The organism is Pseudomonas pudica, from assembly GCF_015680405.1.
Classification (GTDB): domain Bacteria; phylum Pseudomonadota; class Gammaproteobacteria; order Pseudomonadales; family Pseudomonadaceae; genus Aquipseudomonas; species Aquipseudomonas pudica.
Genome location: NZ_JADLJS010000007.1, coordinates 1 through 23344, shown reverse-complemented (window position 1 = coordinate 23344; position 23344 = coordinate 1). Strand labels below are relative to the sequence as shown.

Below are 23344 nucleotides of genomic sequence, written 5' to 3'. Positions count from 1 at the left end.
GGAACAGAACGACGCAGGAACCCAGCCCACCTCAGGAGGTCTGTGTTTGCATGTACTACGGTGAACGCTTCAACGCCTGGACCCACCTGGTCGGTGCCGTCCTGGCCTGTATCGGTGCCATCTGGCTGATCGTGGTCGCGGGCCTGCAGGGCGACCCGTGGAAGATCGTCAGTTTCTCCATCTACGGCAGCACCTTGTTGTTGCTGTACAGCATTTCTACCCTGTACCACAGCACTCGCGGGCGGGCGAAGGTGATCATGCGCAAGCTCGATCACCTGTCGATCTACCTGCTGATCGCCGGCAGCTACACGCCATTCTGCCTGGTCAGCCTGCGCGGCCCCTGGGGCTGGAGCCTGTTCGGGGTGGTCTGGGGGCTGGCGGTGATCGGCATGCTGCAGGAGATCAAGCCGCGATCCGAGGCGCGCATCCTGTCGATCATCATCTATGCGGTGATGGGCTGGATCGTGCTGGTGGCGGTCAAGCCATTGCTGCACTCGCTCGGCAGCGCAGGCTTTGCCTGGTTGGCCGCCGGCGGGGTGTTCTATACCGTCGGCATCATCTTCTTCGCCTTCGACAGCCGCTTCCGCCACTGGCATGGCATCTGGCATCTGTTCGTGATCGCCGGCAGCCTCATGCACTTCGTGGCGGTGTCGTTCTACGTGCGTTAGTTAAAAGTCGCCCCACAGTTGCTGCGCCACCGACAATGCCACCACCGGTGCGGTTTCGGTGCGCAGCACGCGTGGGCCCAGGCGTGCTGCATGGAAGCCGGCAGCCTTGGCCTGGTCGACCTCCGCCTCGCTCAGGCCGCCCTCGGGGCCGATGAGGAAGGCCAGGGTAGCAGGCTTGGCGTGGCTGGTGAGCGGTTCGGCCACCGGGTGCAGGACCAGTTTCAGGTCGGCCTTGGCGGTGTTCAGCCATTCAGCCAGGGTCACTGGCGGGTGGATGACCGGCAAGGTCGAGCGGCCGCATTGTTCACAGGCGCTGATCGCCACCTGGCGCCAGTGGGCCAGGCGCTTGTCGGCGCGCTCGTCCTTCAGCCGCACTTCGCAGCGTTCGCTCACGATCGGGGTGATTTCGTTGGCGCCCAGTTCGGTGGCTTTCTGGACTGCCCAGTCCATGCGCTCGCCACGGGACAGGCCTTGGCCGAGGTGCACGTGCAGTGGTGAATCGGCTTGGCCAGCGAGGGCCTGGTCGAGGCTGACGCGCACGGCTTTCTTGCCCACTTCGAGCAACTGGCCGCGGTATTCCTGGCCACTGCCGTCGAACAACTGCACGGGGTCGCCGGGTGCCATGCGCAATACGCGGCCGATGTAGTGGGCCTGGGCTTCGGGCAGGTCGTGCTCGCCAAGGCTCAGGGGGGCGTCGATGAAAAAGCGGGACAGTCTCATGGTTCAGCTCGGACGAAAAGGGGACATGTGACCCTGTGGGAGCGGGTTTACCCGCGAATGCGGCGGTGAGTCCACTATCGCATTCGCGGGTGAACCCGCTCCCACAGGGTTAGGCGGCAGGCTGTAGGACCTAGCCCGGGTCGCGGAAGTCGGGGTGGAAGTTGGCTGGTACGGCCACGCTGACGCTGTCGCGGGTGGCAATGTCGATGCCTTCGCTGGCCACTTCTGCCAGGAAGTCGATTTGCTCCGGCGTAATCACATAGGGCGGCAGGAAGTACACCACGCTGCCCAGCGGGCGCAGCAGGGCGCCACGCGTCAGGGCATGCTCGAACACTTTAAGGCCACGGCGCTCCTGCCACGGGTAGGCGACCTTGCCGGCCTTGTCCTGGACCATTTCGATGGCCAGAGCCATGCCGGTCTGACGAATCTCGGCCACATGCTCGTGGTCGGCCAGGTGCGCGGTGGCGCTGGCCATGCGGGTGGCCAGGGCCTTGTTGGCCTCGATCACGTTGTCCTGCTCGAAGATGTCCAGGGTCGCCAGCGCTGCGGCGCAGGCCAGCGGGTTGCCGGTGTAGCTGTGCGAGTGGAGGAATGCGCGCAGGGTCGGGTAGTCGTCGTAGAACGCCTGATACACCTTGTCGGTGGTCAGGCAGGCAGCCAGTGGCAGGTAACCACCGGTCAGGGCCTTGGACAGGCACAGGAAGTCCGGGCGGATGCCGGCCTGTTCACAGGCGAACATGGTGCCTGTGCGGCCGAAGCCCACGGCGATTTCGTCGTGGATCAGGTGCACGTCGTAGCGGTCGCAGGCCTCGCGCAGCAGCTTGAGGTACACCGGGTGGTACATGCGCATGCCGCCGGCACCCTGGATCAGCGGTTCGACGATCACCGCGCTGATCGAGGCGTGGTGCTCGGCCAGGGTCTGTTCCATGGCCTGGAACATGGTGCGCGAGTGCTCTTCCCAGCTCGTGCCCTCGGGGCGCAGGTAGCAGTCGGGGCTGGGCACCTTGAGGGTGTCGAGCAGCAACGCCTTGTAGGTTTCGGTGAACAGCGGCACATCACCGACCGACATGGCGGCGATGGTTTCGCCGTGGTAGCTGTTGGTCAGGGTGACGAAGCGCTTCTTGCCCGGTTTGCCGACGTTCTGCCAGTAGTGGAAGCTCATCTTCAGCGCCACTTCGATACATGACGAACCGTTGTCGGCATAGAACACCCGGTCGAGGCCAGCCGGAGTCATGGCTACAAGGCGCTCGGACAGCTCGATCACCGGTTGGTGGCTGAAGCCGGCCAGGATCACGTGCTCCAGCTGGTCGACCTGGTCCTTGATGCGCTGGTTGATTCGCGGGTTGGCATGGCCAAACACGTTGACCCACCAACTGCTCACCGCATCCAGGTAGCGCTTGCCTTCGAAGTCTTCCAGCCACACGCCTTCGCCGCGCCTGATCGGGATCAGCGGCAGCTGCTCGTGGTCTTTCATCTGGGTGCAGGGGTGCCACAGGACCTTGAGGTCGCGTTGCATCCACTGATCATTGAGGCCCATGGGCACTTCTCCTGGCTTTGCGGCTTGGTTCGACCGCGTAAGCCTAAGCAATGCCGCAGGGCAGGACAACCGCTGCTGTTCACCGGGTTGCCAGCTTCGCTTGCTACCGTGCCGAATCGTCGCAGGCAAAATTGTCAGTGGCCAAAAGGACTTGATGTCACTGCGCTGGCAGGGTCCGCAGACCTGACGTATTCTTAACGCATCTCTCCCGGGGCATTCCTGCCTCTCCCCGTTTCTGTAACCCCCTGACTCGGAGTTCGCCGACATGGCTGCTGCTTGGGTGCGCCTGTGCGCGTTGGTATTGATTGGTGTGTCCAGCGGCGCCGCGCTGGCAAAGGACAAGACACCTTCGGCGATCGTCGTGGGTGGCGGCCTGGCGGGCCTGACCGCCGCTTATGAGCTGCAGAACAAAGGCTGGCAGGTGACGCTGCTGGAAGCCAAACCGGGCATGGGCGGGCGCTCGGGCCTGGCCACCAGCGAGTGGATCGGCAACGCCAAGGCGCAGCCGGTGCTCAACCAGTACCTTGACCGTTTCAAACTTGAAACACTGCCGGCACCGGAGTTCGTACGTACCCCCGGTTACCTGATCGACGGCGAGTATTTCAGCGCCACCGACCTGGCAACCAAGCAGCCGGCTACTGCCGATGCGCTCAAACGTTACGAGAAAACCCTCGATGACCTGGCCCGTTCGATTGATGACCCGCTGAACCCGCAAGCCAACAGCACGCTGTTCGCCCTCGACCAGATCAACGTTTCCACCTGGCTGGACAAGCTGCAACTGCCGGCCACCGCCCGTCAGTTGGTGAACCAGCAGATCCGTACCCGCTACGATGAGCCATCGCGCCTGTCGCTGTTGTACTTCGCTCAGCAGAACCGCGTGTATCGCGGCGTCAGCGACCGTGACCTGCGTGCCGCTCGCCTGCCCGGCGGCAGCCCGGTGCTGGCCCAGGCTTTCGTCAAGCAACTGAAGACCATCAAGACCAGTTCGCCGGTGACCTCCATCGTCCAGGACAAGGACGGCGTCACGGTCAAGGTCGGCAGTGTCGGCTACCAGGCCGATTACCTGGTCATGGCCGTGCCCCTGCGTGCCCTGGCCAAGATCCAGATGACCCCGGGCCTGGACAGCCAGCACCTGGCGGCATTGAAGGGCACCAACTATGGCTGGCGTGACCAGCTGATGCTCAAGTTCAAGAAGCCGGTGTGGGAAAGCCGCGCGCGGATGTCGGGCGAAATCTTCAGTAACGCTGGCTTGGGCATGCTGTGGATCGAACCTGCGCTCAAGGGTGGCGCCAACGTGGTGATCAACCTGTCGGGTGACAACGCTCGCCTGCTTCAGGCGTTCGGCGACAAGCAGATGGTCGACCAGGTGCTGATCCGCCTGCATGCGTTCTACCCACAGGCCCGTGGCTCGTTCACAGGCTACGAGGTCAAGCGCTACAGCACCGACGCCGGTACCGGCGGCGCCTACCTGGCCTATGGCCCGGGCCAGATCAGCAAGTACTGGCGCCTGTGGGAGCGCCCGGTGCAGCGCATCACCTTTGCTGGTGAGCATACCGACGCCCTCTACCCAGGCACTCTGGAGGGCGCGCTGCGCAGCGGCCAGCGCGCGGCCAACCAGGTGCAGGACCTGCTGGCCGGCAAGTCGTTCGACCCGGCCAAGGCGGCGCCGGTGGCGGCGGCAGCAGCTGCAGGCGCCGTGGCGGCCAAGGAGAGCAAGGGTGGGTTCTTCTCCAACCTGTTTGGCGGCTCTTCCAGCAAGGGCGACAAGGTTGAAAAGGCCCCGGCCAAAGCTGAGCCGAAGGCGGTCGATGAGGCCAAGCAGGACAAGCCGGGCTTCTTCAAGCGCCTGTTCGGCGGGGCCGACAAGCCTGAGATAAAGGCCGAGCCGATTGCCAAGGCCGAGGAAGTGGCGCCGGCACCTGTGCCTGCGCCGCAAGCACCGGCCCCGGTTGCACCAGCACCTGTGGTCAAGGAAGCGGCGGCCAAGCCTGCTGCTACCAAGGCTGCACCTGGCAAGCATGCACCGGCGCACAAACCGGCCCACAAGCCTGCCGAGACCAAGAAGGCAACTGCCAAGTCCGAGCCTGCCAGGAAAGCTGTAGCCAATACCCAGGCCAAAGCGGGTTGATTTATTGCCAGCCTCTTCGCAGCACCAGGCTGCTCCTACAAGTACTGCGCTGCCCTGTAGGAGCAGCCTTGTGCTGCGAAGGGTCGGCACTGGCAACCGCCGATTACCCAACTATCGTTAATGTTTCCTTAATGGGAAACCCACACAATAAATATCGGATTTCTCGATAATCCAAAGCAATTTTTTCCGCTTTTCTTCGATACGTTACGCGTTAGTCTGTGCACAGCTTTCACGGGGAAACACGTCAACATGCAACTGCGCAATTCACCTTCTCGCTACGGCGTGGTCAGCATTGTCCTGCACTGGGGCGTGGCTCTGGCTGTCTTCGGCCTGTTCGGCCTGGGCCTGTGGATGGTCGGCCTCGACTATTACAGCCCTTGGCGCAAGGCCGGCCCGGACCTGCACAAGAGCATCGGCCTGCTGCTGCTGGCGGTGATGCTGCTGCGGGTGGTCTGGCGCTTCATCAGCCCGCCACCACCTGCACTGGCCAACCATGGCGCACTCACCCGCCTGGCAGCCAAGTTGGGCCACCTGGCCCTGTACTTGGGGTTGTTCGCGGTAATGATCGCCGGTTACCTGATTTCTACCGCCGACGGTGTCGGCATTCCGGTCTTCGGCCTGTTCGAAGTGCCGGCACTGGTCAGCGACCTGCCCGACCAGGCAGACCTGGCTGGCGTGATTCATCTCTGGCTGGCCTGGGGCTTGGTGATTTTTGCCGTGCTGCATGGCCTGGCAGCGCTAAAGCACCATTTCATCGACCGTGACGCGACCCTGACCCGCATGCTGGGCCGCAAAGCTTGACTCTCAACCTCAATTGCATAGGAAGGAAGTAAGGATGTTGAAAAAGACTTTTGCCGCCCTGGCGCTCGGTACCGCTCTGTTCTCCGCCGGCCAGGCCATGGCTGCCGAGTACAAGATCGACAAGGAAGGCCAGCACGCGTTCGTTGACTGGAAGATCAGCCACCTGGGCTACAGCTTCATTCACGGTACCTTCAAGGACTTCGACGGCAACTTCACCTGGGACAGCGCCAAGCCTGAAGCCAGCAAGATCAACGTCGACCTGAAAACCGCCAGCCTGTGGTCGAACCACGCCGAGCGTGACAAGCACATTGCCAGCGCCGACTTCCTCGACGTGAAAAAGTACCCCGAAGCCAAGTTCGTCTCCACCAGCGTCAAGCCGACTGGCGAGAAGACTGCTGATGTGACAGGCGACCTGACCATGCATGGTGTGACCAAGCCGGTCACCTTCAAGGCCACCTTCAACGGTGAAGGCAAGGACCCATGGGGCGGCGAGCGCGCTGGTTTCAACGCTACCACCACGCTGAACCTGAACGACTTCGGCATCAAGGGCCCGGGCGCTACTTCGCAGACCCTGGACCTGGATATCAGTGTTGAAGGCGTGAAGCAGAAGTAATTCGGCTTAGCTGAAAGACCGAGGGGGCTGCTTCGCAGCCCTTTCGCGACACAAGGCCGCTCCTACAGGTATTGCGCTGCAAGTGAAAACTGCGCAAAACCTTTAGGAGCGGCCTTGTGTCGCGAAAGGGCCGCAAAGCGGCCCCCTCATGCTTTTTGTCAGCCCTTGCGGGTAAGCAGCGCCGGGCGCTCACCGCGCGGACGGCTTGGCAGGTCATCCAGTTGCTCCGGCGTCGGGTATCGGTCGAGCTTCGATTCCTTGCGGATGATCACCGGCTGTTTTTCCGGCTGACGCGGGTTGCGCACGGCCGGTTCTTGCCGGGCGGCATCGTCACGGGCCGGGCGGCCACGGCCACCGCCATCACGACGGGCACCGCCACCGTTGTTGCCGCGGGCCGGACGTTTCTCGCCGCCCCCGCCGCTGCGCGGCTGGCCGCTGGTGCGACCCTGGCCACCGGCATTGCTGCGCTGGCCATTACCCTGGCCCTGACCTTGGCCGGCACTGCCACCCGGGCGGCGATTGCGGCCCTGGTTCTTGCCCTGATACGGGCTGACGTAGTCGGCACGGTTGCCGAAGTTGTCGATTTCGTCGTCCAGGAACTCTTCCGGATCACGGTCGACAGGCACTTTCGGCACGCTGCTGTTGCTGGCCTGCTGTTGCTGCTGGCGTGGCTTCTTGTCACGCGGCTTGCGTTGCTGCTGCTTGTCGCCGCTCTTTTCCTTGTCGGCCGGCTTGTCAGCAGCCTGTTGCTTGGCCTTGCCTTTATCCTTGCCCTTGTCCTTGCGGCCGCCGTTGGCGTCTTTGCCGCCTTCGCCGCGGGCCTGCTGGTTGCGGCCACCACGGCCGTTGTTCTGCTGGCGTTCGCGTACTTCAGGTTTTTCGGCTTCTATCTGGCTGGCGTCGAAGCCCATCAGGTCGCCGTCCGGGATCTTCTGCTTGGTCACCCGTTCGATGCTCTTGAGCAGCTTCTCTTCATCCGGCGCGACCATGGAAATGGCCTCGCCCGAACGCCCGGCACGGCCGGTACGGCCGATACGGTGGACGTAGTCTTCCTCGACGTTCGGCAGCTCGAAGTTGACCACGTGCGGCAATTGGTCGATGTCCAGGCCTCGGGCGGCGATGTCGGTGGCGACCAGTACGCGCACGTTGTTGGCCTTGAAGTCGGCCAGGGCCTTGGTGCGGGCGTTCTGGCTCTTGTTGCCGTGGATCGCGGCGGCGGTCAGGCCGTGCTTTTCCAGGTACTCGGCCAGGCGGTTGGCGCCGTGCTTGGTGCGAGTGAACACCAGTACCTGTTCCCAGGCACCCTGGGTGATCAGGTGTGCCAGCAGCGCGCGCTTGTGGCTGGCGGGCAGGCGGTATACGCGCTGCTCGATACGCTCGACGGTAGTGTTCGGCGGGGTGACCTCGATACGCTCCGGGTTGTGCAGGAGCTTGTCGGCGAGGTCGGTAATGTCTTTGGAGAAGGTGGCCGAGAACAACAGGTTCTGGCGCTTGGCCGGCAGGCGGGCTAGGACCTTCTTGACGTCATGGATGAAGCCCATGTCGAGCATGCGGTCGGCTTCGTCCAGCACCAGGATTTCCACGTGGGCCAGGTCAACCTTGCCTTGGCCTGCCAGGTCGAGCAGGCGACCCGGGCAGGCGACCAGCACGTCCACACCCTTGGCAATGGCCTGGATCTGCGGGTTCATGCCGACGCCGCCGAAAATGCAGGCGCTGACCAGTGGCAGGTCACGGGCATAGACCTTGAAGCTGTCATGCACCTGGGCTGCCAGTTCGCGGGTCGGGGTCAGGACCAGCACGCGAGGTTGGCGCGGGCCATGGCGCTGCGACTTGTCGGGGTGGCCGGCCGGGAACAGGCGCTCGAGGATCGGCAGGGCGAAACCGCCGGTTTTACCAGTACCTGTCTGTGCGGCGACCATCAGGTCGCGGCCTTGCAACACGGCGGGAATCGCCCGCTGTTGCACGGGGGTCGGCTGGGTGTAGCCCGCAGCCTCGATAGCGCGGACAAGAGCCTCGGAGAGACCGAGGGAAGCAAAGGACATGGGCAATCCTGTTCTCGTGTGGGCTGGGCCCGTTTGGGATGTTCTGCCTGGCGCGACGGGCATCGGTGGGATGCGATCGCGTCCGGTCCAGCTGGGCTTTCACTGCACATCCGGGTAGCGGAGGGTAACGCGAAGGCGCGTCGATGCCGATCGGGATGCCTGTTGCGAGGCCGAGCGTCCGGGCGTGAGCCGGGCGGGAAGGCCCGAGTATAACAGAGCTATCGCGCTGTGCTGCTTTCCTGCTGCTCAACGGCGTTGAGAATGTTTCCGATGTCGCCTGTGTAGCGGTTGCTGATTGCTGCATAGGCCGGTTCCTGCTTGAAGCGACGCAGTTCCGCGGCGAAGGCTTGGGCCAGTGCCTCCCGCCCCGGCTTGCGCGCGAGCCCCAGGTACTGCGCCTGGCGGTTGATCACCAGTGGCAGCTCCTTGACCTGCTGTTGCAGGCCCAGATGCCGCAGCAGGTAATGGCCGACCCTGCGGTCGGTGATTGCCAGGTCGATGCGGCCTAGCACCAGCTTGCCGAAGTTGGCTTCATGGGTAGGCGCGGCTTCGCGCGTGAAATGTACGGCCTCATTGAACGCGGCACCATAGACGTAGCCGGGTGAGGTACCGACTGTGAGGCCGGCAAGGTCTTCCAGCGCCTTGACGGCATGGGGGCGTGCACTGGCCTCGAACAGGACGAACTCTACCTCCGACATGGGCTCGGGGGCGTACACCAGGTATGGCTGGCGCGACTCGGTCTGGAAGATGTCCATGATGCCGTCGGCCTGGCCCTGCTCGATCATTGCCAGGCAGCGCTTCCACGGCAGGAATTCCCACTCCACCTCGACGCCAAGGCGTTCGAACACCCGTGTGGTGACTTCGTAGTCGATGCCGTGCGGCTCGCCGTCGTGCTGGTATGCATAGGGTGCCCAGTCGTCGGTCACCAGGCGCAGGCGCTCGCCCAGGGCCAGCGGGCTCAGGCAGGCAAGCAACAGGATCCAGAACAGGCGGGCGACGTGTGGCATGGCCGGAGATTACGCGCTCGGCCTGTTCAAGGCCAGTGAGGATGATGTTCTCCTGTGCTGGCCTCTTCGCGGGTGAACCCGCTCCCACAAGTACAGCACCAGCCTGCAAGCCAGCAGATCCTGTGGGAGCGGGTTTACCCGCGAAGAGGCCGACACAGGGTCACTCAAGTGTGGGATGACCTCAGCAGATGCGCTTCGATATCCTTGCGCCGTTCGCCCAATGACAGGCGCAACCCCGGGTGGCGCAGGCACTGGCGCAGTTGCTCGGGCCCCATATGGCCATGGCGGGCGTTGAGGTTTTCCAGGGCCTTGTCCCACCAGGCCGGCGCGCAGGCGCGGTCGAATTCATTAGGGTAGGGGTAGCAGCCATACAGCAGCTCGCGGGCGAACTGGCGCTCGTGGCTGGGCAGGGTCATGCTCAGCGCCTTGTAACCCAGGCGTTGCAGGGCTGGTGGCCGTGGCAGCTGGTCATTGACCAGGGACACGTCGGCCAGCGCCGCGTGGCTCAGTGGGTCATGGCCGTGCTTGCGCAGCCAGGCCTGGATCTTGGCGCGGAACTGCGCCTTGCGGCTCCAGTAGTGGTGGATGACATCTGTGCACTCGGCCAACTCCAGCGTGCGGTAGGCCGCCACCGCCAGGCAGAACTCCTCGAGGGTATAGGCTTCGCGAGCCAAGGGGTGGAACTCGTCCATCATGGCGATGGAGCGGTCCAGGGCGCCGGCGTCTTCGGCGGTGAGGCCGATCACCCCGGAATTGACCAGTGGCATCTGGCAATCGGCCAGACCGCGGGATTCAAGGATGGCCAGCAGGTTCTTGTACAGCAGGCACTTCTGGTTGCTGCCATAGCGCGCACCGATGGCATTGCACAGCAGGCGGCCTGGGGCCACCCGGGCGAACAGCTCCAGCGGCGACTTGCGGAAGAAGGTGTCGGTGTCGATCAGCACTGCCAGCGGGTGTTGCTGCAGCACCTGGCGCAACAGCACATGCTTGCTGCGAAAGTGATAACCGTGAGGGGCGTTCCATGCCTGGCGCGTGGCTTCGTCCAGCAGGTGTACAGTGACAGGCAGGCCGGTATAGGGCTGCGGGTTGTCGGTGTAGACCTGGATGTCCATGGCTTCGTCTGCTGCCGTGCCCAGGTGGGCGAGGGCGCTGATGATGCTGAAACAGGCTTCCTGATGGTAGGTTGCCGGGCCAAAAGCCAGGTAGACGAGCTGGGGACGCGATGGCTGGTGGGGCTGCATGGCAGGCAAGACCTGTGTAACCGGAAAATGAATAAGGCTTTAGTCTATGACCAAAGCCTTAATCAAATCTTAAACAGGTTTTGCAAAAAATTTCAGCGTGGCAGCTTCAGATTGTTCCAGATCGCAAGGCTCGGCTCGGCCTGGTTCAAGGTATAGAAGTGCAGCCCTGGAGCGCCGCCTTGCAGCAGCTGTTCGCACATGCGGGTGATCACTTCTTCGCCGAATGCCTGGATGCTGGCAGTATCGTCGGCATAGGCTTCCAGCTGCTTGCGGATCCAGCGCGGGATCTCGGCGCCGCAGGCGTCGGAGAAGCGCGCCAGCTTGCTGTAGTTGGTGATCGGCATGATGCCGGGTACCACCGGGATGTCCACGCCCAACTTCTGTGCGCGCTCGACGAAGTAGAAGTAGCTGTCGGCGTTGAAGAAATACTGGGTGATGGCACTGTCGGCACCGGCCTTGACCTTGTGCACGAAGTTGGCCAGGTCAGCCTCGAAATTGCGGGCCTGGGGGTGCATCTCCGGATAGGCGGCCACTTCCAGGTGGAAGTGATCCGCGGTTTCCTGGCGGATGAATTCGACCAGGTCACTGGCGTAGCGCAGTTCGCCACTGGCCATGCCCATGCCCGATGGCAGGTCTCCACGCAAGGCGACGATGCGCTTGATGCCTGCAGCCTTGTATTCGGCCAGCAGGGCGCGCAGTTCGGCCTTGGTATCGCCTACGCACGACAGGTGCGGCGCGGCAGGTACCTTCACTTCGCTTTCCAGCTGCAGCACGGTGTTCAGCGTGCGGTCGCGGGTAGAGCCACCGGCACCGTAGGTGCAGGAGAAGAAGTCCGGGTTGTAGGCGGCCAGCTGGCGGGCGACGCCCATCAGCTTTTCGTGGCCGGCATCGGTCTTGGTCGGGAAGAACTCGAAACTGTAACGGCGTTCCTGGGACATCGGGCGTTCCTCTGGCAGCAAGCTTCAAGCGGCAGGCTGCAAGTAAAAGCCAGATCGGTCATGGCCGGCCTGGCTTGGGCATCGTTCAAGATCCTTGATGCTCGAGCTGCAAGCGGCAATGGCATGGTCTGCCTTTGATTGCCGCTTGAAGCTTCAAGCTGGCCGCTTAGTAGCGGTAGGCGTGCGGCTTGAACGGGCCTTCGACGGTGACACCGATGTAGTCAGCCTGCTGCTTGGTCAGCTGGGTGACCACGCCGCCGAAGCCGCGGACCATTTCCAGGGCCACTTCTTCATCGAGCTTCTTCGGCAGTACTTCAACGGTCAGGCGCTCGGCTTTCTTCTCGGCCGGCAGGTCAGCGAACTTCTGCTCGAACAGGAAGATCTGCGCCAGTACCTGGTTGGCGAACGAACCGTCCATGATGCGGCTTGGGTGGCCAGTGGCGTTGCCCAGGTTGACCAGGCGGCCTTCGGCCAGCAGGATCAGGTAGTCATCGTTCTGCGGGTCGAAGCTGCCGGCGCCGGTGCGGTGGATCTTGTGCACCTGCGGCTTGACCTCTTCCCAGGCCCAGTTCTTGCGCATGAAGGCGGTATCGATTTCGTTGTCGAAGTGGCCGATGTTGCATACCACGGCGCGCTTCTTCAGCGCCTTGAGCATGTTGGCGTCGCAGACATTGACGTTGCCGGTGGTGGTCACGATCAGGTCGATCTTGCCCAGCAGGGCCTTGTCGATGCTGGCTTCGGTGCCGTTGTTGATACCGTCGATGAATGGCGAAACCACTTCGAAGCCGTCCATGCAGGCCTGCATGGCGCAGATCGGGTCGACTTCGGTGACCTTGACGATCATGCCTTCCTGGCGCAGGGACTGGGCCGAGCCCTTGCCCACGTCACCGTAGCCGATCACCAGGGCCTGCTTGCCCGACAGCAGGTGGTCGGTACCACGCTTGATGGCGTCGTTCAGGCTGTGACGGCAGCCGTACTTGTTGTCGTTCTTGCTCTTGGTAACCGAGTCGTTGACGTTGATCGCCGGGACTTTCAGCTCGCCCTTGGCCAGCATGTCCAGCAGGCGGTGCACGCCGGTGGTGGTCTCTTCGGTCACGCCGTGCACGCGCTCCAGTACTTGCGGGTACTTCTTGTGCAGCAGCTCGGTCAGGTCGCCACCGTCGTCGAGGACCATGTTAGCGTCCCATGGCTTGCCATCCTTGAGGATGGTCTGCTCCAGGCACCACTCGTACTCTTGCTCGGTTTCACCTTTCCAGGCGAACACCGGGATACCGGCGGCGGCGATGGACGCGGCGGCCTGGTCCTGGGTGGAGAAGATGTTGCAGGACGACCAGCGCACTTCGGCACCCAGGGCAACCAGAGTTTCGATCAGCACGGCGGTCTGGATGGTCATGTGAATGCAGCCCAGGATCTTCGCACCCTTGAGCGGTTGCTCGGCCAGGTACTTGCGACGCAGGCCCATCAGTGCAGGCATTTCCGATTCGGCGATGATGGTTTCGCGACGACCCCAGGCGGCCAGGGAGATGTCGGCGACTTTGTAATCGGTAAAACCAGCAGGCATGTTTGCAGCGCTCATGAGAGCCTCCATTCGTAGTGTGCGAATGGGCGCCGTTGTGCGTTAAGCGCTCGCGAGAGCGAGCAACGCCCCATCCGAGCCTGACAGGCCTAGCCTGCTGCAGCGCCCCTCGGACGGGTGGCGGGCATGGCGCCGCTGTGGGCGGCCATGTGAAGCGGCGGAGATTATAGCCGTGCCCGTCGGCTTGCCCAAGGTTTTCTGTCGATTAATCGCGACGATAGTCGATGTTCAATGGAGCGGCAGCGGCAGCTCTGCCATCATTGCTGCACGTTAGCCAAGCAGGTCAGGAGTACAGATGAACTTTCATACCCGCAAGTGGGTTAAACCCGAAGACCTCAACCCAAACGGCACTTTGTTCGGTGGCAGCCTGCTGCGCTGGATCGACGAGGAGGCGGCGATCTACGCCATCGTCCAGCTGGGCAACCAGCGCGTGGTGACCAAGTACATATCGGAAATCAACTTCGTCAGTGCCTCGCGTCAGGGCGACATCATCGAACTGGGCATCACCGCCACCGAGTTCGGCCGCACCTCGATCACCCTCAAGTGCGAAGTGCGCAACAAGATCACTCGCAAGGCCATTCTCACGGTCGACAAGATGGTCTTCGTCAACCTTGGCGAGGACGGGTTGCCGGCACCGCATGGGCGGACCGAGATCAAGTACATCCAGGACCAGTTCCCGGACAGTGCAGTCGAATAGATCCCGGTTGTAGGTGCTGGCCTCTTCGCGGGTAAACCCGCTCCCACAAGGTTTTCACTGCCCGAAAGGTAGCGGAGATTCTGTGGGAGCGGGTTTACCCGCAAACAGGCCGGCACAATTGCTCACGGCTGAGCGCTGACCTTGCGTACCACTCGCCCGATGCTCAACCCCTGCACCAGGATCGACGACAGCACCACGATGTAGGTGATCGACAGCAGCAGGTCACGCTCCTCGCCCAGTGGCAGCGACAGTGCCAGGGCAACCGACACCCCACCGCGCAGGCCACCCCAGGTCAGCACACGTACCGTGCCCTTGGGCACCGGGCGCCAGCGCCGCAGCAGCACTATCGCCGGGGCCACGGTCAGCAGCCGCGACAGCAGCACCGCCAGCGCCAGCACGCTACCGGCCGCCAGGTGCATCCAGTTGAATGGTAGCAGCAACAGTTCCAGGCCGATCAGCGCGAACAGCAGGGCGTTGAGCATGTCGTCGATCAGTTCCCAGAAACCGTCCATGTAGCGACGGGTCATGTCGTTCATCGCCAGGTTGCGCCCCAGGTTACCGATGATCAGCCCGGCCACCACCATGGCGATCGGCGCCGAAACGTGCAGTTCGTAGCACATCGCCGAGCCGCCGATGACCAATGCCAGGGTCAGCATCACTTCCACCTGGTACTGCTCGACGCTCTTGATCATGCGGTAGGTGGCGTAGCCGATCAGGCCGCCGAACACCACACCGCCGATGGCCTCGCGGGCGAACAGGATCGCCGTGTCGGTCATGCTCGGTGTTTCCCCCAGCTGGATGATGCCCAGCAGCACGGTGAACACCACCACCGCAGTGCCGTCGTTGAATAGCGACTCGCCGACGATGGTGGTTTTAAGCGGTTTGGAGGCATTGGCGGTACGTAGCGCACCAAGCACGGCAATCGGGTCGGTGGGCGAGATCAGCGCACCGAACAACAGGCAGTAGATCAGCGGCACCTGCCAGCCGAAAAGGGCGAACACCCAGTGCGACAGGTAACCGATGACCACGGTGGCAATCAGCACGCCGACGGTGGCCAGCAGGCCGATGGGCCAGCGGTAGTTGCGCAGGTCGGAGAGGTTGACGTGCAAGGCGCCGGCGAACAGCAGGAACGCCAGCATCCAGTGCATCAGCAGGTCGTTGAAGTCGATCTGGTTCATCAACCCTTCGACGCGCGCTTCCAGACCAGGGAAGCCGATAAGGCTCAAGCCCTGCAGTATCAGTGAAAACAGCAGCGCCGTGACCATCACGCCGATGGCAGGGGGCAGGCCGATAAAACGGTAATTTACATAGGTGAGAAGGGTGGTAAGGCAGATAAACGCGGCAACTAGTTCAAGCATCCCGAATCCTGTAACAGTGGCTTCCAAGTCGTAACCCGAATTACTCGGGCAGTTCTTTGATGACCTGGCGCGGGGTTCGGGACACAAGGTTTGACCAGAGTCGTTTGAATCGTTCCCATGTAAGGGGCCGCACAGCGGCCCGCGAACGCTATATAGTCCCAGCCATAAATAGCCACAAGGATAAGAAGGCGTGTTGGCAACTTCCCTGGTACTGATCGCCGCCCTGCTGCACGCGACCTGGAACACCCTGATCAAATTCAGCGGCGAGCGCCTGCTGGTAATCGCCAGCATGGATACGGTGGCGTTGGCCTTCGCGGTTCTTGCGGTGGCCTTTGTCGAGGTGCCTCCGGCCAACATCTGGCCCTGGCTGCTGGCTTCGGCGCTGGCCGAGCAGCTGTACCGCTTTCTGCTGATCCAGGCCTACCGCGTGGGCGATCTGGGGCTGGTCTATCCTCTGATGCGCGGGCTGTCGCCGCTGGTTGTGCTGGGGCTGACGCTGACCTTTGCCGGTGAATCGCTGAGCCAGCAGCAGATAATCGGCATCCTGTTGATCCCCTGTGGCATGGCCTGCCTGTTGTGGCAGGGCGGTGGGGGTGACCGGCTACCTTGGTCGATGCTGCCGGTGGTTGCCCTGATCGGCCTGTGCATTGGTTGCTACACCTGGTTCGACGGCCAGGCGGTGCGCTTGTGGGGCAAACCCTTGGATTACCTGGTGTGGCTGACCTTGCTCAGTGCCTGGCCCTTCCCGTTGCTGGCCAGCGTGGCGCGGCGTGCGCCGTTCGTGTTGTTCTGGCGCCTGCAGTGGCGCCTGGGGCTTGCGGTGGGGCTGTGTGTATTGCTCAGTTACGCGCTGGTGCTGTGGGCCATGCACCTTGGGTCGGTGGCCGAAGCGGCGGCGTTGCGGGAGTTGAGCGTGATCCTGGTGGTGCTGCTGGGTATGCGCTACCTGAAAGAACCTTTTGGCGGGCCGAGACTCCTAGCTTGCGGGCTGGTATTGGCCGGCATGCTGGTAATGAAGCTTTGACCCGAAGACTGAACAAGGAGTCCTGTCCATGACTGTTGCCCTGTGGTGCATCCTGATCGCGCTGTTCTTGCCGCCTCTGTGTGCGTTGATAGCCAAAGTTGGTAGTGGCCGCTTCCGCCTGCGCGACAACCACGACCCGCGCGCGTTCCTGGATACCCTGTCCGGGCTCCCGCGGCGCGCACATGCTGCCCAGCAGAACAGTTTCGAAGCCTTCCCGGCATTTGCCGCGGCGGTGCTGGTGGCAGATATCGTCGGCAATGCCGAGCAGGTGACCCAGGATGTACTGGGGGTGATGTACATCACCAGCCGGCTGCTCTACATCATCTGTTACCTGGCCGACTGGGCCATGCTGCGATCGCTGGTGTGGTTTGCCGGGATGGCCATGATCGTGGCGTTCTTCGTGGTTTCCATCTGAGACCGCGTCGCCTTCTTCGCGGATGAACCCGCGAAGAATCCAAGCACCGATCAAGGCACTTTTGGCACCTCAGGCAGCGGCTTGCCCTTGGGCCACAGCATCCAGATCTGCCCTTGCTGCTTCATGTTTCCGGCCAGTTCCCCTGCTTCCGGCCCGGTGCCCCAGAACAGGTCCGCGCGCACCTCGCCCGTAATTGCCCCGCCAGTATCCTGAGCACCCACCGGGCGTACCACCGGCGTACCGTCCGGGCGAGTGGTGGACAGCCATAGCAAGCTGCCCAGCGGAATCACCTTGCGGTCGATGGCCACGCTGTAGCCAGCCGTCAGCGGCACGTTCAGCGAACCCCGCGGCCCTTCGTTGCTGTCCGGGCGGGTGCTGAAGAACACGTAGCTGGGGTTGCTGGCGAGCAGTTCCGGTACCCGCTGCGGGTTGGCCTGGGCCCAGGCGTGAATGGCCCCCATGCTCACTTCTTCCTTCTTCAACTGACCCTGTTCTACCAGCCAGCGCCCGATCGGCCGATAGGGGTGGCCGTTCTGGTCGGCGTAACCCAGGCGCAGCTGGCGGCCATCTTCCAGTTGTACCCGGCCGGAACCCTGGATCTGCAGGAACTGCAGGTCCATCGGGTCGGTCAGCCAGGCCAGTACCGGCGCCTTGGCGCCGTCGCGGTTGATCACCTCGGCGGTGTCGTAAGGCTTGAGCACCCGGCCATCGAGGCGGCCGCGCAGGCGCTTGCCCTTGAGTTCTGGGTACACGCTGGCCAGGTCGACCACGATCATGTCGTCGGGGATGCCATAGACCGGCACATGGTTGGTTGCCGACTGGCTCAGGCTGCCAGGGTAGACCGGTTCGTAGTAACCGGTGATCAGGCCGTTGGCATTGTTTTCGGCCGAACGCAGGCCGTATACCTGCAGGTTCTGTTGCAGGAAGGCGCGCACCTGCAAGGCATCGTCGGGCACGCTGGCGGCTGCTTCGCAGGTACCGGCCCAGACGGTGTCGCGCTTGAGCTTTTCACAGCCGTTGCGCCAGGCCTGGAAGCCCGCCACCAGGTCGCTGTCGCTGACGGTGGGCAGGTCCTGCCAGGTGGCATTGGCGTAGGTGGCGATGGCATGGGGTTCGGGTTTGGCGCTTTCGCCGCCGTTGCAGCCGGCCAGCAGGGCCAGCGCCGGGAGTGTCCAGGCCAGGTGGCGCAGGGCAGATTTCATGAGTACGTTCCTGTCATGAGTGAACACGGATATTCACCCCTGGTTTTTTGTGGCTATTGGTCTTTGGCCACTTGGCAGCGATACTGGCCGCCCATTTGCATTGGCCGAAGAGACCGTGATGTTGAAGCGATTGACTGTTGTTCTGCTGGCGGTGCTGGCCCTGGGTGGTTGTGACCGGGTTGACCCGAACTCCCCGCTGGGCAAGCGCAAGGTGATCTTCAAGGACATGCTCAAGACCAGCGAAGACCTTGGCGGCATGTTGCGCGGGCGTTTGCCGTTCGACGGGGTGAAGTTTGCCGACGGTGCGCTGAAGCTGGACAACCTTTCGCACCAGCCTTGGCAGCACTTCCCACAGGTGCGCGATGGTGGCGACAGTAGTGCGCGTGCCGAGGTGTGGGAGCGTCAGGCACGCTTTCATGACCTGGCCCGGCAGCTGGAAGGCGTCACTGGCGAACTGGTCGATGTCACCCGTGGCCAGCCGTTGGACGCTGCGCAGTTGAAGGCGCCGATGGACAAGGTCGAAGCGGCTTGCAAGGCCTGTCATACCGAGTTTCGTAATCATTGATGGCCTTTACTGGCCTCATCGCCGGCTTGCCGGCGATGAGGCCAGTAAAGGCGCAGTATTCGGATTTCTGTCAGCGATCCAGATCATCCACCGCTTCCTGCAGTTCCTTGCGCGACTCGGCCAGCTTGTCCTTGCGCTTGTTGATCTTCTCCGGATCGCCTTTCTTTTCGGCTTTCTTCAGGTCCCTTTCCCGCTGCGCCACTTCGTGACGGGCGTCGAGCACCTTCTGCTCACGTTCTTTGCGCAGGCCGGCATCGGTGCAGTTGTCGACCCCTCGCAGGGCCTCTTCAAGCCCTGCGGCCTGGGCGGTGTTGCCGTGTTCGCGGGCAATCTTCAACTGGTTCTCGATGGCGCTGCGTTTGGCGGCGCAACCGGTCAGGCCGGCATCCGGCTGGGCGGCTTGTGCGGCACTAGCGGCCAGGCCCAGTGTCGCAAACAGGAAAAGGGACGAAATACGTTTCATGAAAAGCCTCCTTGACGGGGCGGGGCAGCAAAAGTTGGGGGAAATCCTGCCTTGGTTTTGCCCATTTAGAAACCCTTGCTGGGGTTTTCCGGCTTAATCTCGGGATTTTCCTACAGGTAAATTGGTAAATAATCATTGCTCAACGCGTTGCCGGTCGATGGGGAAACCGTCGATCCCTGCCTTGGCCAGCTGCGTAGCAATGGCTTGAACCTCGGTGGTCGCAAAAAAAACTGCAAGCTGTTGCCCGCGCTTTTCGCCGATGCCGGGCATGGTTTGCCATTCGAGATTCGTGCGGGCAGCAAGCTCCCGCCAGCCGCCTGTCACCTGCATGCCGGTGGGTATGGGGGCGCCCAGTCCGCGCAGCCATTGAGCGAAGGGCCGTGAGCGGGCTTGGTCGAAACTGCTCAGCAACTGCGAAGCCGTTGCGTCACTGATACCTGCAACCTGGCCCAGGCGGTTGGCATCCAGGTGCAGCCAGTCGGTCATCGAAGTCACCAGCCCGGCAGCCACCAGTCGGCGCCAGGTGCCAGGCCCGGTGCGCGGCAGTGCCAGCCCCTGCTTGCCGCTGAGCCAGGTGAGGCGGGCAATGAACTGTTCCTCGCAGCCTTCGCTGGCCTGCCAGCAACTGTGTGCATGGTGTTGACCAGGCGCTGGTGCGGTCACCGGTTGGCGCTCGGCGGTGCGGTGCACCACTTGCTCCAGGCGTGGGATGGTCAGCCCGGCAAGGCTGACGGCCACCTGGTCACCGGGGCGGATGTCGAGCTTGAGCCAGCGTGCCAGTGAGCCCAGGCTGACCTGGGTGATTCTCCGGTCATCCAGGGTGACCGGCAGCACGTGCAAGACTGGCGTGACCCTACCAGTGCGGCCAACGCGGAAGCGTACTTCGCGCACTTCGGCCAGGGCCTGCGTGTAAGGGTGCTTCCACGCCGCGATCCAGTAGGGTGCCTTGGCCTGCCAGCGCTCGGCCGAGGGCCGTACGCCTTGGCGCAACACCACGCCATCGGTGGCGAAGGGCAGGGGTGAGCGGTACCAGTAGTCACGCCAGTGCGCGGCATCGTCCGCTGTTTCTATGGCGACGCTGTAATCCTGGCTGTGCGCGAAACCCAGTTCCGTCAACTGCGCGAGGCGTTCGGCCTGCTGCTCAGGGCCCTGCGGCCAGTCCCACACGAACAGGCCGATGCGCTCGCCCTGTTCACGACTCAGCTGCTTGCGAGCCAGCAGCCCCGCTACCGTCCCTCGGGCGTTGGCGCTGCCTGCCTGGGCTTGCACATGTGCGTCCCGGCGCAGGTACAGTTCGCCCTGAAGTTGCAGGTCGATGTCCTGGGGCAACTTCCGGTTGATTGCGTCGAGCAGAGGGATGTGGCGGCTCCAGTCGTGCCCCTGCACGCCGTCCCCCCTGCTGATCAACTGCACCAGCCGGCCTTGTCGGTAGATGAGGGACACCGCTACGCCATCGACCTTTGGCTGCACCCAGACATCGGCCTTGCCGGCCAGCCAACGTTCTACAGCCAGGCGGTCGGCCAGCTTGTCGACACCGGTATGCGGGACCGGATGCGGGATTGGACCGCGAGCACTGGCAAGCGGGGACGGAGTAGCGGCAATGCCAAAGCACTGCTGCAGGTGCGCCAGGCGCTGGCGGCTCTGGTCATAGAGCTCATCGGGTACGAGCGCAACGCCCTGGCGATGGTAGTGGTCGTCCCAGCGAGCAAGCGTGGCGCGCAGTCGGCTCACTTCAGTCTCGACTTGTTGCGGTTTCCAGGAGGGGCATGTGGCAGCACGGGCCAGGGGAGCATTCAACGTCAACAGCAGGGCGAAAAGCAGCATGAGCGGCATGGCCAGCATCCTTGCATGGCGGGTGGGAGCCCTCAGCCTAGGCAGGTAGCGTGCGGGTCGCCATGCAGCGTTTGTCAGCCCATATGTCACAAAAAAGCCCCTGCCGATCGCTCGGCAGGGGCTTTCAGTTTCCGCTGCAGGAAAACTTACAGACCGGCAGCGTCACGCAGCGACTGGGCGCGGTCGGTGCGTTCCCAGGTGAAGGTGGTGAAGGTGTCGTCGCCGACCGTCTTCTGCTGCGGGGTACGGCCGAAGTGGCCGTAGGCAGCGGTTTCCTGGTACATCGGGTGCAGCAGGTCGAGCATGGTGGTGATGGCGTAAGGGCGCAGGTCGAAGCACTCGCGCACCAGCTGGATGATCTTGTCGTCGGAGACCTTGCCGGTACCGAAGGTGTTGATCGAGATGGAGGTCGGCTGGGCCACGCCGATGGCGTACGACACCTGGATCTCGCAACGCTCGGCCAGGCCGGCGGCGACGATGTTCTTGGCCACGTAGCGGCCGGCGTAGGCGGCGGAACGGTCGACCTTGGACGGGTCCTTGCCAGAGAACGCGCCACCACCATGGCGGGCCATGCCGCCGTAGGAGTCGACGATGATCTTGCGCCCGGTCAGGCCGCAGTCACCCACCGGGCCGCCGATGATGAAGTTGCCGGTCGGGTTGATGTGATACTGGGTGCCCTTGTGCAGCAGTTCGGCAGGCAGGGTGTGCTTGACGATCAGCTCCATCACGGCTTCCTGCAGGTCTTTCTGCGAAACCTCAGGGTTGTGCTGGGTCGACAGCACCACGGCGTCGATGCCGACCACCTTGCCATTTTCGTAACGGCAGGTTACCTGCGACTTGGCGTCCGGGCGCAGCCATGGCAGCAGTTTCGATTTGCGCGCTTCGGCCTGGCGCTCGACCAGACGGTGCGAGAAGCAGATCGGTGCTGGCATCAGCACGTCGGTTTCGTTGCTGGCGTAGCCGAACATCAGGCCCTGGTCACCGGCGCCCTGGTCTTCCGGACGGGAGCGGTCTACGCCTTGGGCGATGTCCACCGACTGCTTGCCGATGATGTTCATCACGGCGCAGGTGGCGCCGTCGAAACCGACGTCGGAGCTGTTGTAGCCGATGTCGATGATGACCTTGCGTACCAGCTCTTCCAGGTCGACCCAGGCGGAAGTGGTGACTTCGCCGGCGATGATGGCGACACCGGTCTTGACCAGGGTTTCGCAGGCTACGCGGGCGTATTTGTCCTGGGCGATGATGGCATCAAGGACGGCGTCCGAAATCTGGTCGGCGATCTTGTCCGGATGCCCTTCGGACACGGACTCGGAGGTGAAAAGGGAGTATTCGCTCATCTCGAAGGTTCCTGAAATTTACCGATGGTGTATGTCGCCAGCCGTCCGCTGGAAATGGCGGACCTGGATCTGGAAACCGTTACGCAAGCCCACGTACAGGCTGTCCCCGGGGGCCAGCCCGGCGTCATTGGCCCAACGGGCCAGGTCGTCCTGTTCGAAGCCAAGCCACAGGTCGCCGCATGCTTCGCGCGCCCACCCCTGGTCATGGCTGCACAGTTCGGTTACCAGCAGGCTGCCGCCTGCCTTCACCCGTTTGGCCAGCTGGCGCAAGGCCAGGGCCGGGTCGCTGAAATGGTGCAGCACCATGTTCAGCACAACGCAGTCGGCGGCCACATCCGTTGCACCCAGTGCATCGGCCAACTGCAGGTTCACGTTGTCGAGCCCTTCGCGCTGGCACACCTGGCGCGCCAGCTCGAGCATGGTCGGGCTGTTGTCCAGGGCGGTGACCTGGGCGAAGCGCCGGGCCAGGTCGGGCAGGAAGCCACCGTCACCGGGGCCGACCTCCAGGGCGCTGGCGGCCGGGTCGAAATTCAGTTTGTCGAGCAGCGCCAGCAGGCTTTCGCGGTACTGCGGCAGGCCAGCGATCAGGTCCTGCTGTGCGCGGAATTTTTCTTCCACGCGCAGGAAGAAGTCCTGGCTTGTGGCTGCGCGGCGTTGCTGCACCTGGGCGATGCGTGCCTGCACGTCGAGCGGCAGGGCCAGGTCATCCACCTCTTCGAGCAGCGCCGCGTGCAGCCGACCGCCCAGGCGCAGGCTGTCGGGCAGGGCGCGGCGGTAGAAGATGGCATTGCCCTCGCGGCGGGTCGCCACCAGCTCGGCCTGGGCCAGCACCTTCAGGTGGTGGCTCATGCCCGACTGGCCCACGTCGAAGATCTGCGCCAGCTCCAGCACGCCGAACGAGTCGTTGGCCAGGGCGCGCAATACGTTCAGGCGCAACTCGTCGCCACTGGCTTTGCACAAGGCAGCTAATGCTTCGCGTTGCTCGGGGATCGATTGCGCACGGAGGTTCATGGTGCGGCAGTCTAGACAGGCATCGTTGCCCTAGCAAGGGCAATATCAAAAAGTTTTGATATTGGCTGATGGGCGGAGGGCGAGGCTGCCATTGCTGGCCTCTTCGCGGGCTCGCCCGCTCCCACAGATTCATCACGGGGCTTGGGAACTGTGCCGAACCTGTGGGAG

The 23344-nt window shown here is 63.2% G+C and carries 21 protein-coding genes and 1 riboswitch; of the genes, 8 read left to right on the top strand and 13 right to left on the bottom strand.

What is annotated here, in order from left to right:
- Positions 1-50 precede the first annotated feature (50 nt).
- On the top strand, positions 51-668 hold the full coding sequence (trhA, locus tag IRZ77_RS07500; RefSeq protein WP_013974522.1) for a PAQR family membrane homeostasis protein TrhA: 618 nt from the start codon (positions 51-53) through the stop codon (positions 666-668).
- Here trhA and IRZ77_RS07495 read toward each other — a convergent pair whose 3' ends face one another.
- Both IRZ77_RS07495 and IRZ77_RS07490 read right to left on the bottom strand, forming a co-directional pair.
- On the bottom strand, positions 669-1388 hold the full coding sequence (locus IRZ77_RS07495; RefSeq protein ID WP_085599807.1) for a 16S rRNA (uracil(1498)-N(3))-methyltransferase: 720 nt from the start codon (positions 1386-1388) through the stop codon (positions 669-671).
- Positions 1389-1518: 130 nt separating this feature from the next.
- Positions 1519-2925, bottom strand: a complete 1407-nt coding sequence (locus IRZ77_RS07490; protein ID WP_046613430.1) for an adenosylmethionine--8-amino-7-oxononanoate transaminase — start codon at positions 2923-2925, stop codon at positions 1519-1521.
- Between the two features lie 265 nt (positions 2926-3190).
- Here IRZ77_RS07490 and IRZ77_RS07485 point away from each other — a divergent pair, with 265 nt between their 5' ends.
- The 3 genes from IRZ77_RS07485 to IRZ77_RS07475 all read left to right on the top strand — a co-directional run bounded on the left by IRZ77_RS07485 (position 3191) and on the right by IRZ77_RS07475 (position 6467).
- Positions 3191-5053 carry a flavin monoamine oxidase family protein gene (locus tag IRZ77_RS07485; protein ID WP_046613429.1) on the top strand — a complete coding sequence of 621 codons (1863 nt, stop codon included), beginning with the start codon at positions 3191-3193 and terminating at the stop codon, positions 5051-5053.
- 249 nt (positions 5054-5302) lie between these two features.
- Positions 5303-5854: a cytochrome b gene (locus IRZ77_RS07480; RefSeq protein WP_046613428.1), complete on the top strand. Its 552-nt coding sequence runs from the start codon at positions 5303-5305 to the stop codon at positions 5852-5854.
- A gap of 34 nt (positions 5855-5888) precedes the next feature.
- Complete coding sequence (locus tag IRZ77_RS07475; RefSeq protein ID WP_046613427.1) at positions 5889-6467, top strand: YceI family protein; 579 nt, start codon at positions 5889-5891, stop codon at positions 6465-6467.
- A 158-nt stretch (positions 6468-6625) separates the two neighbouring features.
- On the opposite strand, the gene IRZ77_RS07470 is transcribed toward IRZ77_RS07475, so the two are convergent.
- From IRZ77_RS07470 to ahcY, 5 genes are all read right to left on the bottom strand, one after another.
- Positions 6626-8509: a DEAD/DEAH box helicase gene (locus IRZ77_RS07470; RefSeq protein WP_173015120.1), complete on the bottom strand. Its 1884-nt coding sequence runs from the start codon at positions 8507-8509 to the stop codon at positions 6626-6628.
- 218 nt (positions 8510-8727) lie between these two features.
- Entirely contained in the window at positions 8728-9516 is a 789-nt protein-coding gene (locus IRZ77_RS07465; RefSeq protein WP_108480786.1) for a substrate-binding periplasmic protein, read from the bottom strand.
- Between the two features lie 164 nt (positions 9517-9680).
- Entirely contained in the window at positions 9681-10757 is a 1077-nt protein-coding gene (locus tag IRZ77_RS07460; RefSeq protein ID WP_046613423.1) for a hypothetical protein, read from the bottom strand.
- 92 nt (positions 10758-10849) lie between these two features.
- Positions 10850-11695 carry a methylenetetrahydrofolate reductase [NAD(P)H] gene (metF, locus tag IRZ77_RS07455; protein WP_025340893.1) on the bottom strand — a complete coding sequence of 282 codons (846 nt, stop codon included), beginning with the start codon at positions 11693-11695 and terminating at the stop codon, positions 10850-10852.
- 166 nt (positions 11696-11861) lie between these two features.
- Positions 11862-13271, bottom strand: a complete 1410-nt coding sequence (gene ahcY, locus IRZ77_RS07450) for an adenosylhomocysteinase (protein ID WP_046613422.1) — start codon at positions 13269-13271, stop codon at positions 11862-11864.
- Positions 13272-13291: 20 nt separating this feature from the next.
- Positions 13292-13388: riboswitch (S-adenosyl-L-homocysteine riboswitch) on the bottom strand.
- A gap of 178 nt (positions 13389-13566) precedes the next feature.
- On the opposite strand from ahcY, the gene IRZ77_RS07445 reads away from it, so the two are divergent.
- Positions 13567-13968: an acyl-CoA thioesterase gene (locus IRZ77_RS07445; protein WP_009399312.1), complete on the top strand. Its 402-nt coding sequence runs from the start codon at positions 13567-13569 to the stop codon at positions 13966-13968.
- A gap of 122 nt (positions 13969-14090) precedes the next feature.
- Here the strand turns inward: IRZ77_RS07445 and IRZ77_RS07440 are convergent, their stop codons facing one another.
- Entirely contained in the window at positions 14091-15326 is a 1236-nt protein-coding gene (locus tag IRZ77_RS07440; RefSeq protein WP_046613421.1) for a cation:proton antiporter, read from the bottom strand.
- A 190-nt stretch (positions 15327-15516) separates the two neighbouring features.
- Here IRZ77_RS07440 and IRZ77_RS07435 point away from each other — a divergent pair, with 190 nt between their 5' ends.
- Together IRZ77_RS07435 and IRZ77_RS07430 are read left to right on the top strand one after the other, a co-directional pair.
- Positions 15517-16350 carry an EamA family transporter gene (locus IRZ77_RS07435; protein ID WP_108480785.1) on the top strand — a complete coding sequence of 278 codons (834 nt, stop codon included), beginning with the start codon at positions 15517-15519 and terminating at the stop codon, positions 16348-16350.
- 28 nt (positions 16351-16378) lie between these two features.
- Positions 16379-16765: an MAPEG family protein gene (locus IRZ77_RS07430; protein ID WP_025340889.1), complete on the top strand. Its 387-nt coding sequence runs from the start codon at positions 16379-16381 to the stop codon at positions 16763-16765.
- A gap of 50 nt (positions 16766-16815) precedes the next feature.
- Here the strand turns inward: IRZ77_RS07430 and mltA are convergent, their stop codons facing one another.
- The gene (gene mltA / locus IRZ77_RS07425; protein ID WP_046613416.1) at positions 16816-17967 is read right to left on the bottom strand and encodes a murein transglycosylase A; all 1152 of its coding nucleotides are present in this window, start codon (positions 17965-17967) and stop codon (positions 16816-16818) included.
- A 118-nt stretch (positions 17968-18085) separates the two neighbouring features.
- Between mltA and IRZ77_RS07420 the strand changes: the two genes are divergently transcribed.
- Positions 18086-18532 carry a c-type cytochrome gene (locus tag IRZ77_RS07420; RefSeq protein ID WP_046613415.1) on the top strand — a complete coding sequence of 149 codons (447 nt, stop codon included), beginning with the start codon at positions 18086-18088 and terminating at the stop codon, positions 18530-18532.
- 70 nt (positions 18533-18602) lie between these two features.
- On the opposite strand, the gene IRZ77_RS07415 is transcribed toward IRZ77_RS07420, so the two are convergent.
- The 4 genes from IRZ77_RS07415 to IRZ77_RS07400 form a co-directional block, all read right to left on the bottom strand.
- The gene (locus IRZ77_RS07415) at positions 18603-18995 is read right to left on the bottom strand and encodes a DUF1090 domain-containing protein (RefSeq protein WP_196173210.1); all 393 of its coding nucleotides are present in this window, start codon (positions 18993-18995) and stop codon (positions 18603-18605) included.
- Positions 18996-19127: 132 nt separating this feature from the next.
- Complete coding sequence (ligB, locus tag IRZ77_RS07410; RefSeq protein WP_153671370.1) at positions 19128-20828, bottom strand: NAD-dependent DNA ligase LigB; 1701 nt, start codon at positions 20826-20828, stop codon at positions 19128-19130.
- 146 nt (positions 20829-20974) lie between these two features.
- A complete protein-coding gene (metK, locus tag IRZ77_RS07405) occupies positions 20975-22165 on the bottom strand; it encodes a methionine adenosyltransferase (protein WP_015272060.1) in 1191 nt (396 codons plus the stop codon).
- An 18-nt stretch (positions 22166-22183) separates the two neighbouring features.
- Positions 22184-23176, bottom strand: a complete 993-nt coding sequence (locus IRZ77_RS07400; protein ID WP_196173208.1) for an ArsR/SmtB family transcription factor — start codon at positions 23174-23176, stop codon at positions 22184-22186.
- Positions 23177-23344 lie beyond the last annotated feature (168 nt).